Source organism: Sulfitobacter sp. EhC04 (genome assembly GCF_001650875.1).
Lineage (GTDB): Bacteria > Pseudomonadota > Alphaproteobacteria > Rhodobacterales > Rhodobacteraceae > Sulfitobacter.
The window spans coordinates 233,749-249,080 of record NZ_LXYI01000001.1; the positions used below are offsets into that span (position 1 = coordinate 233,749).

Consider the following 15,332-nt stretch of genomic DNA (forward strand, 5'->3'; position numbering starts at 1 on the left):
CACTTTATGGCAGCCATGCACTTCCCAGTTATGCGTGACACACGACAGCAGCCAAATCGCCGTGCCAGGGGACGGCCCGGCGATGCGCGGCGGCCTGCGGCCTTGATTCCGCGCGGGGGACAGGCCTCAATCCCGCCCTACGCGGCATTTTTTCACGAGTGTCCGCTTGGCCCCTGCCTCCCTCCTTCAGAGGTAGCGCCGCGCTCCGGGTCAGCGAGTGACCAAAAACCGGGTTTTCCTGACATCTGATACAACGCCAAAACCGCCTGACCCCTTTTCTATGTTCAAGCATCGGCTATGCTGGCGGGCATGAAACCGATATTGTCATTGCGAACAGTTTTGGCCGGGCTGGCCTTCTGGCCTGCCATGGTGATGGCCCAGGCCCTGCCTGATCCTGTGACCGACAGCGATTACCGCCCCATCGACCTGGACGAGGCGCGGCTGGGCCAGTTGCTGTTCTACGATGCCATCCTCTCGGGCAACCGCAGCGTTTCCTGTGCAAGCTGCCACCACCCGGATTTCGGCACCAGTGACGGGGTGTCTCTGTCACTGGGGGATGGCGGTATCGGTATGGGGCCCGAGCGGAAGGCGGACCCGGACAACCTGCCGGAAGAGCGCATTCCGCGCAACGCGCCGGGTCTGTTCAACCTCGGCGCGCATGAATTCACTTCGTTGTTTCATGACGGCAGGCTAGAGGCGGATGCCGACTGGCCCGGCGGGCTGCGTACCCCGATGGACGCCGACATGGTCACCGGCTTTGCCTCTGCCCTGTCGGCGCAGACCATGTTTCCCGTCCTCAGCCGGGACGAGATGGCCGGATCGCACCGTGAAAACGACGTGGCGCGCGCGGTGCGGCAGGGGGTGATCACCGGGCCGGGCGGTGCCTGGGACCTGATCGCGCGCCGGGTGGCGGCGTTGCCCGCCTATGCCGACAGTTTTATGGCGGTCTATCCGCATGTGACCGGCCCGGATGACATCGCTTTCACGGATATTTCCGACGCGCTTGCCGCGTTTATGGAGCATGAGTGGCGGTCCGATACCGCGCCCTTCGACGCGGTGTTGCGCGGCGAGGCGCAGCTTGAGGGTGCGGCGCAGGCGGGGTTGGAGCTGTTCTATGGCAAGGCGGGCTGTGCCGATTGCCACAGCGGACCGTTCCTGACCGATCATGATTTTCACGCCATGGGCGCGCCGCAGATTGGCCCGGGTAAATCCGCAAGTTTCGAGGACAACGACCGCGACGAGGGGCGTTTTCGCGTGACGGGCGACCCGGCGAATCTTTATGCCTTTCGCACGCCATCGCTGCGCAACGTGGCGCTGACGGCGCCTTATGGTCACGCAGGCGGGCACCGTGATCTGGCCGCTTTCGTCGCGGCCCATGCGGACCCGGGGGTGGGGCTTGAACGGTATGACGAGGGGCAGGCCGTGCTGCCGCGCTTCGAGGCCGAGGATTTCACCGTGATGCATGACCCCGGACAGCTTGCCGCGATACTGGCGGCGGTTCGGACCCCATCGGTTCAGATGTCGCCAGCCGATCTGGACGCAATCGTCGCCTTTCTGGACACACTGACCGACCCCGTGGCAATTGACGGGCGTCTGGGCATCCCAGAGACGGTGCCCAGTGGATTGCCGGTGCAGCGCTAGGGTTTGTCGATAACGTGGGTCGTGCCCGCGCCAAGGTCATGCGCTGAACTGCTGCCATCGGGCCAGGTGACCGTGACTTCGGCGCTCTCTGCCGCGCCCAGCCCGAAATGGCGCGGCAGCATCTGCCCGCCCGCATGACCGCCGCCGATCACCTGTTGCACAGATTGCCGCGCCGGTCCGGTGCGCAGGTCGATCACGGCACCGACCGCGTCGCGGTTGCCATTGCCCTGCTTCAGCGTGACGGCAAGCCAGTTGCCCGTGTCCGTGGTCACATTGCGATAGATCTCCAGCGGGGCGCGGCGGTTCAGCACCAGCAGGTCCAGCCGCCCGTCGCCGTCGAAATCGGCCAGCGCCGCACCACGCGACCGCTTGACAGTGGCCACCCCGGCCCGGGCCGCGCGTTCGGCAAAGGTGCCATCGGGCTGTTGCATCAGCAGGTTGTTGGGGTCGCGCGTGGCCAGCCCCGGCATCTGGTCCACATTGCCCTTGGCGATGAACAGATCGGCGCGGCCATCGTTATCCACATCACCGAATTCGGCATGCCAACCGGTCGAGGGGCGTCCGTCACCGCCGGTATGCGGCCGCTGGGCGTAGGTGCCGATGGCATAGGGCGCGGCGGCATAGGTGCCGTCGGGCTGTGCGATCTGCAACAACTGGTCCCCCATCGAGGTCAGCATCACCTCGTCCGCGCCATCCCCCGTGATATCGCGCGAGGCGATCCCCATGCCCCAAAGCGCCACGTTCTGCCAGCCGTCCTCAGGCCCCAGAAAACGGCGCTCTGCGATGTCCCACATCTGTTCATGGCCGCCCTTGACGTAATAATGCCGGTCGTTGGAGATGCGCAGCGTCTGGCGGCGCCGCGCATCCCGTGCCGCCAGGATCGACAGGGGGCAGAAGCCCGGCGTGAGCGGTGTGGCCTCATATCCGCCCGCGACCGGGCGCAGGATCGTGTTTTCATCGCAGGCCTCGAAAGGGCCATCGGGGTCGCTGCGGTCCACGTAGTTGCCGATGGCCAGGGTCGGGCGGGTGTCGCCGCCTTCCCACCAGGCGGTGAAAGCGGTGCTCCACCGTGTATCGGTCGGCAGGCCCCATTGTGTGGTGGCATCCTCAAAGCTGCAATCGGCACCGCCGCGCAGGGCGACATTCTCGCCCGCGCGCAACACGAAAAGGTCCATCCGCCCATCGGCATCCATGTCGATCGGATAGGCCCCGGTGACGCCGGTCAGCGGGGGCAGGGGGGCCGCGTCAAACCAGAAATGACCCCGGTTGCGGATCAAGGTGGCGGGGGCGGCACCGCCTGCGGCAAAGATGTCGGGCAGGCTGTCGCCGTCACAATCAAACACGGCAACGCCACCGCCGACGAAGTGCTCCCATCCGCCGGTGTAGCTGTGATCCGGCAGGGCGCTGGACATATCCTTGAACAGCGGGTCGGCCTGTGCCGCGGTGCCGATCAGGCAGGCCAGCAGGATTGCGCGTCTCATGTTGTTTCCCCTTCTCCGCCAATCAGCGTGTCGGTCAGCGCCGACAGCGCCAGCGCGGTGGCACCACGTGCCCAGACCAGATCGCCCCAGGCGTGGATCGCCACTTCGCAGGGGGCGCGGCCCTCTGACAGGGTCAGTTCCTGCATCTCTGTCAGCACTTCCGAGGCATAGAGGTAATCATACTGCATCCGCTCCCCGGACAGGATGATCAGCTCGGGGTCGAACAATTGCACGACATTTGACAGGCCGACCGACAAATACCGCCCCGCGCGTTCAAAGATGGTGCGGGCGGCGCGGTTCCCCGCCTTGGCATTCTGAAACAGGGTTTCAAGCAGCATCTGGTTGCTTTGTGGTGTGGCTGTCGCGGGGCCAAGGGCGGTCGCCGCCTCGCGGGCCAGCGCGTAGTCGGCCAGATAGGCCTCAAGACAGCCGCGTTGGCCACAACGGCACAGCGCGCCGTCAAGCTGCACCTTGGTGTGGCCCAGTTCCAGGCCCATGCCCCGCGCGCCGCGATAAAGCCGGTTGTTCAGCACCAGCCCCATGCCGACACCGTTTTCGATGGTCACCACCGCGAAATCGCTTTTCTGCCGCCCTTCACCAAACCACAGTTCCGCAAGTGTCAACATATTGGCGTCATTGTCGATGTAGACCGGCATGTCAAAACGGGTTGCGAACGCGGTGCGCAGGTTCTGGTCGCGCGCTGACAGCAGGGCCGACCATGCGATGGTGCCGGTGTCGAATTCGATGATGCCGGGCATGCCGATGCCAACGGCGCGAATGTCAGACAGGGCCTTTCCGCTTTCGGTCAATATCTGTTGGATCAACGCGTCGATTTCTTGCAGCAATTGCGGCATCGAATGTACGGCCTGGCTGGTGGGCAGCGCCGTATCCGCCAGCATGTTGCCTGCAAAATCGGTCAGGACGGCGGTGTGCCGGTTGTAGGACAGTTTGATCCCGATAACATGGGCCGCATCGGGAACGACCTGGAGCGCGACAGGCGGGCGTCCGCGCCCGGCCTCGCGGGTCATGCCGGTGACCTCGCGCAGCAATCCCGCGGTGATCAGGTCTGCCGTCAGGGTGGTGGCCGAACCCGCGCTGATATCCAGCGCGCGGGTGATGTCGGCCCTTGCGGCGGAACCGGATGCGCGTACATAATCGAAAATCTGGACGCGCAGCGGGGTATTCGCAGCCCGCCCTTTGCCCAGCTGCGGACCGCATCCCTTCAGCGGGTTCTCTGCGAGATCAGCTGTATGGCCATCCATAAATTCAGTCTCTAAACATAAATCACCCAATATTGGGCCGGTATGTATGATTTTGGCGAAGACTTTGGCGTTTGGGAAGAAAAAAATGTGAAAATTCGGGCGAAACGAGAATTATTATTTTGACAGCTAAAATAAATTGAGCGACCTTATTATCAGGGTCAACTGACTCGCCTCCTGCGCGACAGGGGGAATCATAAGGGAGGACGACATGTTCAAGAAAATGCTCGCGGCTGGCGTTGCGGTCGCAGGATTCACATCATTCGCCTGGGCGGATAGTCACAGCATGACGATCGGCGTGAGCTGGTCAAATTTTCAGGAAGAGCGGTGGAAGACGGATGAGGCCGCAATCAAGGGCGCGTTGGAAGCTGCCGGTGCGACCTATGTCTCAGCCGATGCACAGTCATCTTCGGCCAAGCAGCTGTCGGACGTGGAAAGCCTGATCGCGCAGGGCGTCGACGCGCTGATCATCCTCGCGCAGGACAGCGCAGCGATTGGCCCGGCCATCAATGCGGCGGCAAACGAGGGTATTCCGGTTGTTGGTTATGACCGCCTGATCGAAGACGACCGCGCGTTCTATCTGACCTTCGACAACATCGAAGTGGGCCGGATGCAGGCCCGTGCCGTGTTTGCGGCACAGCCCGAAGGCAACTATGTCATGATCAAGGGGTCGCCCACCGATCCGAACGCGGATTTCCTGCGTGGCGGCCAGCAGGAAGTGCTGCAGGAAGCGATTGACGCGGGCAAGATCACCATCGTCGATGAAGCCTATACAGACGGCTGGCTGCCCGCCAACGCGCAGCGCAACATGGAGCAGATCCTGACCGCCAATGACAACAACGTCGACGCGGTTGTGGCGTCGAATGACGGCACCGCAGGTGGCGTTGTTGCCGCGCTGACGGCACAGGGCATGGAGGGCATCCCGGTTTCCGGTCAGGACGGCGACCACGCCGCGCTGAACCGCGTCGCCAAGGGGACGCAGACTGTCTCTGTCTGGAAGGACGCGCGCGAACTGGGCAAGGCTGCGGGTGAAATCGCCGTCCAACTGGCCGGTGGTGCCGACATGTCTGCCGTCGAAGGTGCGCAGGAATGGACATCGCCGGGTGGTTCTGTGCTGACGGCAAAGTTCCTCGCCCCCGTGCCGGTGACCGCCGACAACCTTAGCGTCGTGACCGACGCGGGCTGGATCACCCAGGAGGCCTTGTGCCAGGGCGTGACCGACGGTCCCGCACCCTGTAACTGATCGCGATCCGGGGGCGGCCCGCGCCGCCCCCAATTCATTCATCTGCGCGCAGCGCAGGTTGATGCACACCCCCTATTTCCGCACCGCGCCATACCGCCCCTCAAGGGCCGGTCGCGCCATATGCGAAGGCCAGAGACATGACCGATTCCACAACAGACACACGGCCAAGCCCGACAGCCCCCAAGCGCAGCTTTCTCAACTCGCTTGAGATCGACACCCGTTTGCTGGGCATGATCGGGGCATTCGTGCTGGTGGCGCTGGTGTTCAACGTGCTGACCGAAGGGCGTTTCCTGACGCCGCGCAATATTTTCAACCTGACGATCCAGACGGCTTCGGTTGCGATCATGGCGACCGGGATGGTCTTTGTCATCGTCACGCGCCACATCGACCTGAGCGTCGGCGCGATCCTGGCGGCCTGTTCGGCGCTGATGGCCATGACGCAGGTGCGCTGGCTGCCCGGACTGGGGCTGGAGATCGGCCATTGGGCAATTCCGTGGATTGCGATCACCGCCGGGGTGATCTTTGGCGGGATGATCGGGGCCTTCAACGGCTGGCTGATCGGCTACCAGGGCATCCCTGCCTTTATCGTGACGCTGGGCGGTTTCCTGATCTGGCGCAACGTGGGCTGGTATCAGACCGCAGGCCAGACCATTGGACCGCTCGACAGTACCTTCATGACCTTCGGCGGCATCAACGGCACCCTTGGCGGGCCGCTCAGCTGGGGCTTGGGCATCATCGCGATTGTTGCCACCGTGATCCTGATCTTCAACGCGCGGCGGGTGAAGGTGGCACATGACTTCCCGGTCAAGCCGCTTTGGGCCGAGGTGACGCTGGCGGTGATTGCCACCGCTGCCATTGCGGGGTTCATCGCGATCCTGACCAACTATGGTGTGCCTGAACGCGTGGTGGCGCGGGACCCGGCAAAATACGGCTGCGAGGTTGCCGAGGGCTGCAACCCGGTTTACGGGCTGCCGATTTCGGTGTTGCTGCTGCTGGGCATCGCGGTGGTGATGACGGTGATTGCGCGGCGCACCCGCTTTGGCCGCTATATCTTTGCCACCGGCGGCAACCCGGATGCGGCGGAACTGTCGGGGATCAACACGCGGTTTCTGACAGTCAAGATATTTGCCCTGATGGGCGTGCTCTGCGCCATATCCGCCATCGTCGCCTCTTCGCGGCTGGCAAACCACTCCAACGACCTTGGCACGCTGGACGAATTGCGGGTGATTGCCGCAGCCGTGATTGGCGGCACCGCGCTGTCGGGGGGTATCGGCACGATATATGGTGCGATCCTCGGCGCGCTGATCATGCAGTCGCTGCAATCGGGGATGGCCATGGTGGGCGTCGATGCGCCCTTGCAGAACATCGTGGTGGGCGCGGTGCTGGTCTTTGCCGTCTTCATCGACATTCAGTATCGCAAGAGAGTGGGGGCGAAATGATGAAGCGGAGCACCAGCGATATTTCACCTGTTTTTCGCGCGCCTCTCGCGCGACACCTCAAATTTATTGCGCGCCTCTGGCGCGACACCTCAAACACATGGGGGCAACGTAGATGACAACGCCTTTGGTCGAAATGAAAAACGTCTCCATCGCCTTTGGCGGGGTGCAGGCGGTCGATAATGTCAGCATCAGCCTGCACGCGGGCGAGGTCGTGGGCCTGCTGGGCCATAACGGTGCCGGGAAATCGACCCTGATCAAGATGCTGTCGGGGGCCTACAAGATGGATTCCGGCGAGATCTGGATTGAGGGTGAACGCGCCACGATCCATTCACCCCGCGACGCCCGCGACTATAATATCGAGACGATCTACCAGACGCTTGCGCTGGCCGATAATCTGGATGCGGCGAGCAACCTGTTCCTGGGGCGCGAGTTGACCACCGGCCTGGGCTTTGTCGATGACGACCGGATGGAGGCCGAGACGCGCAAGATCATGGCGCGGCTCAACCCCAACTTCAAAAAACTGAAAGAGCCGGTGTCGGCCCTGTCGGGCGGGCAGCGCCAGTCGGTCGCGATTGCCCGCGCGGTCTATTTCAACGCGAAGATCCTGATCATGGATGAACCCACGGCGGCGCTGGGGGTGCATGAGACAGCGATGGTTGCGGAACTGATCCAGGAGTTGAAGAAACAGGGGCTTGGCATCTTCCTGATCAGCCATGACACGCGTGAGATGATGGAACTTTGCGACCGCGTAGCTGTGATGAAGAACGGCCAGATGGTCGGGACTGAACGGGTCGAGGATGTGACCGAAGATGATATCCTGTCGATGATCATCCTGGGCAAGAACCCGCGCGAGGCGGCTTGATGTTCATCGGCCTTGATCTAGGAACATCTTCGCTGAAGGCGATCCTGATGAACGATGCGCATGAGGTGCTGGCGGAACACGCGGTGCCGCTCAGCGTGCAGCGCCCCGGTGATGGCTGGTCCGAACAGGACCCGCAAAGCTGGTGCGATGCTGCTGTCACGGCGTTGCGGGCCCTGGTGTTTGCGCATGATTGTTCGGGCGTGACGGGCATTGGCCTGTCGGGGCATATGCATGGGGCAACGCTGATCGGTGCCGATGACACCCCGCTGCGCCCCTGTATGCTGTGGAACGATACCCGCAGTCATCTGCAGGCCGCCGCGATGGATGCTCAGGCACGGTTTCGCGATATCACCGGCAACATCGTGTTTCCCGGCTTTACCGCGCCCAAGGTCGAATGGGTGCGCCAGAATGAGCCAGGGATTTTTGACCGGATCGCAAAGGTGCTGTTGCCCAAGGACTATCTGCGCCTGTTCCTGACCGGGGAACATGTGTCGGAAATGTCAGATGCGGCGGGGACAGCCTGGCTGAATACCGGCGCGCGGGATTGGTCCGATGAATTGCTGGCGGGTTGCCATCTTGACCGCAACCAGATGCCGACGCTGGTCGAAGGGTCGGGGGTTTCGGGCCGGTTGCGTGCCGATCTTGCGGCAGACCTGGGCCTGCCGCGTGCGGTGGTCGCGGGCGGAGCCGGGGACAATGCGGCGGCGGCCATCGGGGCAGGGGTGGTGCGCGATGGCACCGCCTTCCTGTCGCTGGGCACATCTGGTGTGCTGTTCGCCGCCAACGACGGCTATCGCCCCGACCCCGAGACGGCGGTGCATACCTTCTGCCATGCGGTGCCGGAGACCTGGCACCAGATGGGGGTGATCCTTGCGGCAACCGATGCATTGGAATGGCTGTCGCGCCTGACCGGGCAATCCGCTGCCGATCTGACCCGCGATCTGGGGAGCGTGGAGGCACCGGGCAAGACCCTGTTCCTGCCCTATCTGGGCGGCGAACGCACGCCGCACAACGATGCGTCCATCCGGGGCCAGTTCCTGCATCTGGATCACGCCACCGATGCCCCTGCCGCGGCCCGTGCTGTGTTGCAAGGGGTCAGCTATGCCTTTGCCGACTGCAATCTTGCCCTGGGGGCAACCGGCACCCGGATCGAAAGCGCGCTGGCGCTGGGCGGCGGGGCACGGTCGGACCATTGGTTGGCGATGCTGGCAAGCACCTTGGGATTCCCGTTGGAGGTGCCGCAGGCGGGCGATTTCGGCGCGGCGCTGGGGGCGGCGCGTCTGGGCCAGATGGCGGCAACCGGGGCAGGTGCAGAGATTGCCGGCAAACCCCCGATCGCGCGCAGCGTTGAGCCCGACCCGGCCTTGACAGCGGCAATGGCGGATGGCCACGCGCGCTACCGTGCGGCCTATGCAATGGTCCGGGATATGGTCTGACGGATGCTGCTTGATCCCCATTTATGACTTTCTGACCGCTATGCCGCATGCGCCGGAGTTTTTGAAAACTCCGGTTCGTTTTCTTTGAAGAAAACGTCACGCTGCCAGCCGGGTTTCGACCTCGGCGCGGACCTGCCCGGTCACCCTTCCTTGGCCGGGCCATGCCGCGCGCCGGAGTTTTTGAAAACTCCGGTCCGTTTTCTTTGAAGAAAACGTCACGCCGCTAGCCGCGCCTCGACCTCGGCACGGACCTTATCGGCTGCCTTTTCCTTGACCGGACCATAGCCGCGGATATCCTTCGGTGCGGCGAGCAGGGCCAGCTTGTCCACTTGCGTGAGGTTGCTGCGGGCCACCTGGTCCATCAGGTCCTCGTACCAGCCGATCAGCGCCACTTCCATCCGCCTGTCCGCCCCGTAGGAGAAGACATCCGCCCAGCTGCCACGCAAACCCTTCATACGCGCAAGTAGCCGGAAGGCCGACCCCATCCAGGGGCCGAAGATCCTTTTGAAGGGACGCCCGCGCGTGTCCTGGCCCGTGGGCCACATCGGGGGGGCAAGGTGGTATTTCACCTTGTAGTCGCCCTCGAACTCTTCCGCGATACGCTCGGCAAATCCGGTCTGGCTGTGCAGGCGGGCCACCTCGTATTCGTCCTTGTAGGCCATCAGCTTGAACAGTGACCGTGCCGCCGCGCGCTGCATGTCCTCGTCAGCACCGGTTTCGGCAAAACGCGCCAGCCTGTCGGCATAACGCCGGGCATAGGCTGTATCCTGATACTCGGTCAGGAAGGCCATGCGCCGTTTGATCAGGCCCTGAACCGTTTCATCCGGCTGGGTCGGTTCGGGCAGGGCCAGCTTGGCAGGATTCGCCGCCATAACGCGGCCATAGGCAAAGGCATCCTTGTTTCGGTCCGGGGCTACGCCGTTCAACTCGATGGCCTGATAGAGCGCGGTCAGCGAGACCGGCACCAGCCCCTTTTGCCAGGCAAATCCCAGCATCATGACATTGGCAAAAACCGCGTCACCCATCAGCCGTTCAGCCATGGCGTTGGCATCGAAGGCCGACAGGTTCCCGGCACCGACAACCTCCGCGATCACCGCCTCGCGCTGGTCCATCGCCAGATCGGCATCGCGGTTCAACACCAGATCGCCGGTCGGCATTTCCGCCCGGTTCAGCACGATCCGGGTGCCCTTGCGGTAGTGCGCCGATGCCTTGGGCGCGGAACTGACCACCATGTCGCAGCCGATCACCGCGTCGGCGTGGCCTTCCTCGATGCGGACCTGGTGCACGTCGCCGGGTCTGCGCGCCAGCCGCACATAGCCAAGCACGGTTCCGAACTTCTGCGCAAAACCGGTGAAATCCAGCACGCTGGAACCTTTGCCTTCCAGATGCGCGGCCATGGAGATCAGCGCACCCACGGTCACCACGCCGGTGCCGCCCACCCCCGTGACCAGCAGGTCATAGGGATCGTCCAGCCCGGGCATGTTGGGGTCGGGCAGGGCGCGGGCCATCTCTGCCACATTGAAACCGGCACCGGCCTTGCGGCGGCGCGTCGCCCCTTCGATGGTCACGAAGGAGGGACAAAAGCCGTTGAGGCAGGAATAGTCCTTGTTGCAGGTGCTCAGGTTGATCTTGCGCTTGGTGCCGAACTCGGTCTTTTTCGGCTCCACGCTCAGGCAGTTGGATTCAAGGCTGCAATCGCCGCAGCCTTCGCAGACCAGATCGTTGATCATCACGAACTTTGGCGGGTCTTCCAGCGTGCCGCGTTTGCGCTTGCGACGCTTCTCGGTGGCGCACATCTGTTCGTAGATCAGGACGGTCACACCGGGAATGTCGCGCAATTCGCGCTGTACCGTGTCCAGATCGCGGCGGTGGTCAAATGTGGTCCCCTTGGGGAAGTCGCCGTGCGTGAACTTTTCCGGCATGTCGGAGACGATGGCGATACGCGTGACCCCCTCGGCCCGCGCCGCCTGAGCGATGCCGAAGACAGAGACCGGGCCGTCCACGGGTTGTCCGCCGGTCATGGCGACAGCGTCGTTGTAGAGGATCTTGTAGGTGATGTTTGCCTTTGCCGCGACCGCCTGCCGGATTGCGAGCGAACCGGAGTGATACCAGGTCCCTTCGCCGAGGTTCTGGAACACATGCTTGCCGCCATTGAACAGCGAGGTCGCGATCCATGGCACGCCTTCACCGCCCATCTGGGCGAAACCGGCGGTGTCGCGGTCCATCCAGGAGGCCATGACGTGACAGCCGATCCCGGAATTGGCGGTGGAGCCTTCGGGCAGTTTGGTCGAAGTATTATGCGGGCAGCCCGAACAGAAATAGGGTGTACGGGTCGCCCCCGGCACGTTCAGCAGGATGGGCGGCGTGTCGGTCAGGGCCTTTGCCTTGTCCGGCAGGTTTTCATCCGGAAAAAAGGCGTGCAGCCGTGCCGCGAGGATCGGGACCAGCTTCAGCGGTGACAGTTCGCCCGTCCAGGGCACCAGTTCGTCAAGGTTCTCGTCATGTTTGCCGACCATGCGCGCGGGCTTGGAGCCGGGCCAGTCATAGAAGGCTTCCTTGAATTGGCTTTCGATGATGCCGCGCTTTTCCTCGATCACCAGCACTTCGCGTTTGGAGCGGACAAAGGCCAGCGCATCGCGCCGGGCCAGGGGCCAGACCATGCCGACCTTGTAGATGTCGATGCCGAGCGCGTGGCACTTGTTCTCGTCCAGCCCCAGCAGGCGCAGTGCTTCCATCAGGTCCAGATGGCCCTTGCCGGTGGTGACGATCCCGAAGGGCGCATCTTGCAGGTCATAGATGCGCCGGTCGATCGGGTTCGCCTCGACAAAGGCTTCGACCGCCTCAAGCTTGTCGTGCAGTCGGTTCTCGATCAGGGGGGAGGGCAGATCGCCCAACCGGACATGCAGGCCGCCCGATGGCGCGGTGTAATCGGGCTGGATGAACACACGGTCTGCCGCCAGATCGACAGATGCACCGGATTCCACCGTCTCGGATATTGCCTTGAACCCGACCCATGTGCCGGTAAAGCGCGACAGTGCAAATCCGTATTCGCCGAAGGTCTGATATTCGGCCACCGATGCAGGGTTCAGCGTGGGCATGAACCACGCCATGAAAGCCACGTCGGACTGATGCGGCATGGAGGAAGAGACGCAGCCGTGATCGTCGCCTGCGACCACCAGCACGCCACCCTTGGGGGCCGATCCGTAGGCGTTGCCGTGTTTCAGCGCGTCGCCCGAGCGGTCCACCCCCGGCCCCTTGCCGTACCACATGGAAAAGACGCCCTCGACCTCTGCATGCGGGTCCAGATGGGCCTGCTGTGCGCCCAGAACGGCGGTGGCGCCAAGGTCTTCGTTCACGGCGGGCAGGAACTTGATGCGGCCCGCATCCAGCCGGGCCTTGTTGCGCCAGATCTCCTGGTCCAGGCCACCCAGCGGGGAGCCGCGATAGCCAGATACAAAACCGGCGGTGTTCAACCCCGCCGCCTGATCGCGCCGCGCCTGGTCCAGCATGATACGCACCAGTGCCTGCGTACCAGTCATGAAAACACGCCCGCGCGGCAGCGCGTAACGGTCCTCCAGCCTGTAGGTGGAAAAGCTCTGGTCCTGCTTGGTCATGTGAAACACCTCCTGAAAGGTCAGTTTAACGCGAATTCTCCGGATATTGCTGTCTATTTTTGCGAAATTCCCTATGATATGGGGGTGAAATATTCACCTTGATGCCTTGCGGCGGATAGATTTCTCAAGGAGCGCTCATGGAAGCCATTGATCATAAACTTGTTCGCCTGTTGCAGCAGGACGCCCGTCAGTCCAACGCGCAACTGGCGGAAAAGTTGAATATCTCTGCATCGGCCTGCTGGCGGCGGGTCAAGGCATTGGAGGATGCAGGGGTGATCGAGCGTTACAGCGCGATGGTCAATCCGGTGGCGATGGGCCTTGGGTTCGAGGCGATTGTACATGTTCACCTGACCCGCCACGACACACAGGCGCTGGCGCGCTTTATCGCGGCGGTGCATCTGCGCGAGGAAGTGACGGAGTGTTTTGCCACCACGGGGCAAGCGGATTACCACCTGCGGGTGCTCTGCCGGGATATCGACGCCTACAACGCCTTTCTCGAAGACTTCCTGTTTGTGCAGCCCGCCGTCAACTCGGCGCAGACCAATGTCGTTCTGCGGCGGATCAAATCGAATGCGCCGCTGGGCGGTTGAACCCTGCGACTGGCCGGTATTTCCTGCCCGACAGGCGCGCGCCGCTTGACATCGCGGCCCAGCTTGGGCCTTTTGCCAGAAACTCAAAACCGGAGGACTCCCCATGATGAAGACCCGTGCAGCCGTCGCTGTTGAAGCAGGCAAACCGTTAGAGATCATGGAAGTGAACCTCGAAGGGCCGAAAAAGGGCGAGGTGCTGGTCGAAATCAAGGCGACCGGGCTTTGCCACACGGATGAATTCACCCGTTCGGGCGACGATCCCGAAGGCATCTTTCCTGCGATCCTCGGACATGAGGGTGCCGGAATCGTGCTGGAGGTCGGTGAAGGCGTGACAACGCTGGAACCGGGCGATCACGTGATCCCACTTTATACCCCGGAATGCCGTCAGTGCGACTATTGCCTGTCGGGCAAGACCAACCTGTGCCAGGCGATCCGTGTCACGCAGGGGCAGGGCCTGCTGCCCGATGGCACCACGCGGTTTTCCATGCTGGATGGCACCCCCATTCATCACTACATGGGCTGTTCCACCTTTGCCAATCATACGGTGGTGCCGGAGATCGCATTGGCCAAGGTGCGCAAGGATGCGCCCTTTGACAAGATTTGCTATATCGGTTGTGGCGTGACCACCGGCATCGGTGCGGTCATCAACACCGCCAAGGTCGAAATCGGCGCGCGCTGCGTGGTCTTTGGCCTGGGCGGCATCGGGTTGAACGTGATCCAGGGGCTGCGATTGGCCGGTGCGGACCAGATCGTCGGCGTCGACCTGAACGACGACAAGGCCGAGATCGCGAAATATTTCGGCATGACCGACTTCGTCAATCCCAACAACGTCGACGGTGATATGGTTGCCCATCTGGTCGAACTGACCGGCGGCGGGGCGGATTACTCCTTTGATGCGACGGGCAACACCAAGGTGATGCGTACCGCGCTGGAAGCCGCGCACAAGGGATGGGGCGAAAGCATCATCATCGGTGTGGCCGCAGCGGGTGCCGAAATTTCCACACGTCCGTTCCAGTTGGTCACGGGTAGGGTCTGGCGTGGCACGGCCTTTGGCGGTGCCAAGGGCCGGACCGATGTGCCTCAGATTGTCGACTGGTACATGAACGGCAAGATCGAGATCGACCCGATGATCACCCACAAGCTGACGCTGGACGAGATCAACCACGGATTCGAACTGATGCATCAGGGCAAGTCCATTCGCGCGGTGGTTGAATTTTAACTACTGACTTATGGTCAATTATGATATAATATAGGTAAAAGCCCTGTTTTGTTTCGCAAATGAAGGAGCGAAGCAGGGCTGATTTATTCGACTGTCTGATCAGCCTTTTGGGCTGAGCCCTGCGTGGCGTTTAAAAAAACAGAAAGTTAACTCTTGCGTCAGCAACTTGCGGACGTTCGTCATGTTTTCGGCCATTTACGCGCCGTTTCCCCAGAATTTCTAGATCGCAGCCCAATTAAGTACCTGTTTTCATTGGGTGCTCTAATTTAGTTAAGATTCAATTAATCTTCCGCGCATAACCAGCGATTTTGAGAACTCTCGTCAAAATTTATCCGAATTCTCAACTTACAACTTTAAGGGTAACTGGTTTGGAGAAGTGATATGACCAATTTCAAGCATTCTATGATCGGGGCGGTTCTGCCCCTGATAATGACAACTCTTCCTGCACAGGCTCAGATCATTGATATCGATCTTGACCTGGGTGACCTTCTGGGGGTGGGGCTTTGTATCGGGGGCGGGTGCGATGACGACTTTGAATCACCTGATGA

10 protein-coding genes are annotated in these 15,332 nt (G+C 62.2%); 7 read left to right on the top strand and 3 right to left on the bottom strand.

Translation table 11 applies throughout. The annotated features are described in order from the left end of the window. Positions 1-309 precede the first annotated feature (309 nt). The gene (locus A8B82_RS01185) at positions 310-1,641 is read left to right on the top strand and encodes a cytochrome-c peroxidase (protein WP_067287323.1); all 1,332 of its coding nucleotides are present in this window, start codon (positions 310-312) and stop codon (positions 1,639-1,641) included. On the opposite strand, the gene A8B82_RS01190 is transcribed toward A8B82_RS01185, so the two are convergent. Beyond that, entirely contained in the window at positions 1,638-3,122 is a 1,485-nt protein-coding gene (locus tag A8B82_RS01190; RefSeq protein WP_067287244.1) for a CRTAC1 family protein, read from the bottom strand. The two genes, A8B82_RS01185 and A8B82_RS01190, sit on opposite strands and share 4 nt — an antisense overlap. Continuing rightward, a complete protein-coding gene (locus A8B82_RS01195) occupies positions 3,119-4,384 on the bottom strand; it encodes an ROK family protein (RefSeq protein ID WP_067287247.1) in 1,266 nt (421 codons plus the stop codon). The genes A8B82_RS01190 and A8B82_RS01195 overlap by 4 nt, the downstream gene beginning before the upstream one ends. A 208-nt stretch (positions 4,385-4,592) precedes the next feature. Between A8B82_RS01195 and xylF the strand changes: the two genes are divergently transcribed. The 4 genes from xylF (at position 4,593) to xylB (ending at position 9,361) form a co-directional block, all read left to right on the top strand. After that, positions 4,593-5,624: a D-xylose ABC transporter substrate-binding protein gene (gene xylF, locus A8B82_RS01200; protein ID WP_067287250.1), complete on the top strand. Its 1,032-nt coding sequence runs from the start codon at positions 4,593-4,595 to the stop codon at positions 5,622-5,624. A gap of 137 nt (positions 5,625-5,761) precedes the next feature. After that, positions 5,762-7,063, top strand: a complete 1,302-nt coding sequence (locus A8B82_RS01205) for a sugar ABC transporter permease (protein WP_067287253.1) — start codon at positions 5,762-5,764, stop codon at positions 7,061-7,063. A 112-nt stretch (positions 7,064-7,175) separates the two neighbouring features. Continuing rightward, the gene (locus tag A8B82_RS01210) at positions 7,176-7,925 is read left to right on the top strand and encodes an ATP-binding cassette domain-containing protein (protein ID WP_067287255.1); all 750 of its coding nucleotides are present in this window, start codon (positions 7,176-7,178) and stop codon (positions 7,923-7,925) included. Then, entirely contained in the window at positions 7,925-9,361 is a 1,437-nt protein-coding gene (gene xylB, locus A8B82_RS01215) for a xylulokinase (protein ID WP_201120709.1), read from the top strand. The genes A8B82_RS01210 and xylB overlap by 1 nt, the downstream gene beginning before the upstream one ends. A 215-nt stretch (positions 9,362-9,576) precedes the next feature. On the opposite strand, the gene A8B82_RS01220 is transcribed toward xylB, so the two are convergent. Next, on the bottom strand, positions 9,577-12,975 hold the full coding sequence (locus A8B82_RS01220; protein WP_067287260.1) for an indolepyruvate ferredoxin oxidoreductase family protein: 3,399 nt from the start codon (positions 12,973-12,975) through the stop codon (positions 9,577-9,579). A gap of 137 nt (positions 12,976-13,112) precedes the next feature. On the opposite strand from A8B82_RS01220, the gene A8B82_RS01225 reads away from it, so the two are divergent. Both A8B82_RS01225 and A8B82_RS01230 read left to right on the top strand, forming a co-directional pair. Continuing rightward, positions 13,113-13,565 carry an Lrp/AsnC family transcriptional regulator gene (locus A8B82_RS01225; RefSeq protein ID WP_067287263.1) on the top strand — a complete coding sequence of 151 codons (453 nt, stop codon included), beginning with the start codon at positions 13,113-13,115 and terminating at the stop codon, positions 13,563-13,565. 106 nt (positions 13,566-13,671) lie between these two features. Next, on the top strand, positions 13,672-14,784 hold the full coding sequence (locus A8B82_RS01230; protein WP_067287325.1) for an S-(hydroxymethyl)glutathione dehydrogenase/class III alcohol dehydrogenase: 1,113 nt from the start codon (positions 13,672-13,674) through the stop codon (positions 14,782-14,784). Positions 14,785-15,332 lie beyond the last annotated feature (548 nt).

Coding starts and splice junctions, on each gene's coding strand:
- A8B82_RS01185 (WP_067287323.1), top strand. CDS start 310: ATGAAACCGATATTGTCATTGCGAACAGTTTTGGCCGGGCTGGCCTTC.
- A8B82_RS01190 (WP_067287244.1), bottom strand. CDS start 3,122: ATGAGACGCGCAATCCTGCTGGCCTGCCTGATCGGCACCGCGGCACAG.
- A8B82_RS01195 (WP_067287247.1), bottom strand. CDS start 4,384: ATGGATGGCCATACAGCTGATCTCGCAGAGAACCCGCTGAAGGGATGC.
- xylF (WP_067287250.1), top strand. CDS start 4,593: ATGTTCAAGAAAATGCTCGCGGCTGGCGTTGCGGTCGCAGGATTCACA.
- A8B82_RS01205 (WP_067287253.1), top strand. CDS start 5,762: ATGACCGATTCCACAACAGACACACGGCCAAGCCCGACAGCCCCCAAG.
- A8B82_RS01210 (WP_067287255.1), top strand. CDS start 7,176: ATGACAACGCCTTTGGTCGAAATGAAAAACGTCTCCATCGCCTTTGGC.
- xylB (WP_201120709.1), top strand. CDS start 7,925: ATGTTCATCGGCCTTGATCTAGGAACATCTTCGCTGAAGGCGATCCTG.
- A8B82_RS01220 (WP_067287260.1), bottom strand. CDS start 12,975: ATGACCAAGCAGGACCAGAGCTTTTCCACCTACAGGCTGGAGGACCGT.
- A8B82_RS01225 (WP_067287263.1), top strand. CDS start 13,113: ATGGAAGCCATTGATCATAAACTTGTTCGCCTGTTGCAGCAGGACGCC.
- A8B82_RS01230 (WP_067287325.1), top strand. CDS start 13,672: ATGAAGACCCGTGCAGCCGTCGCTGTTGAAGCAGGCAAACCGTTAGAG.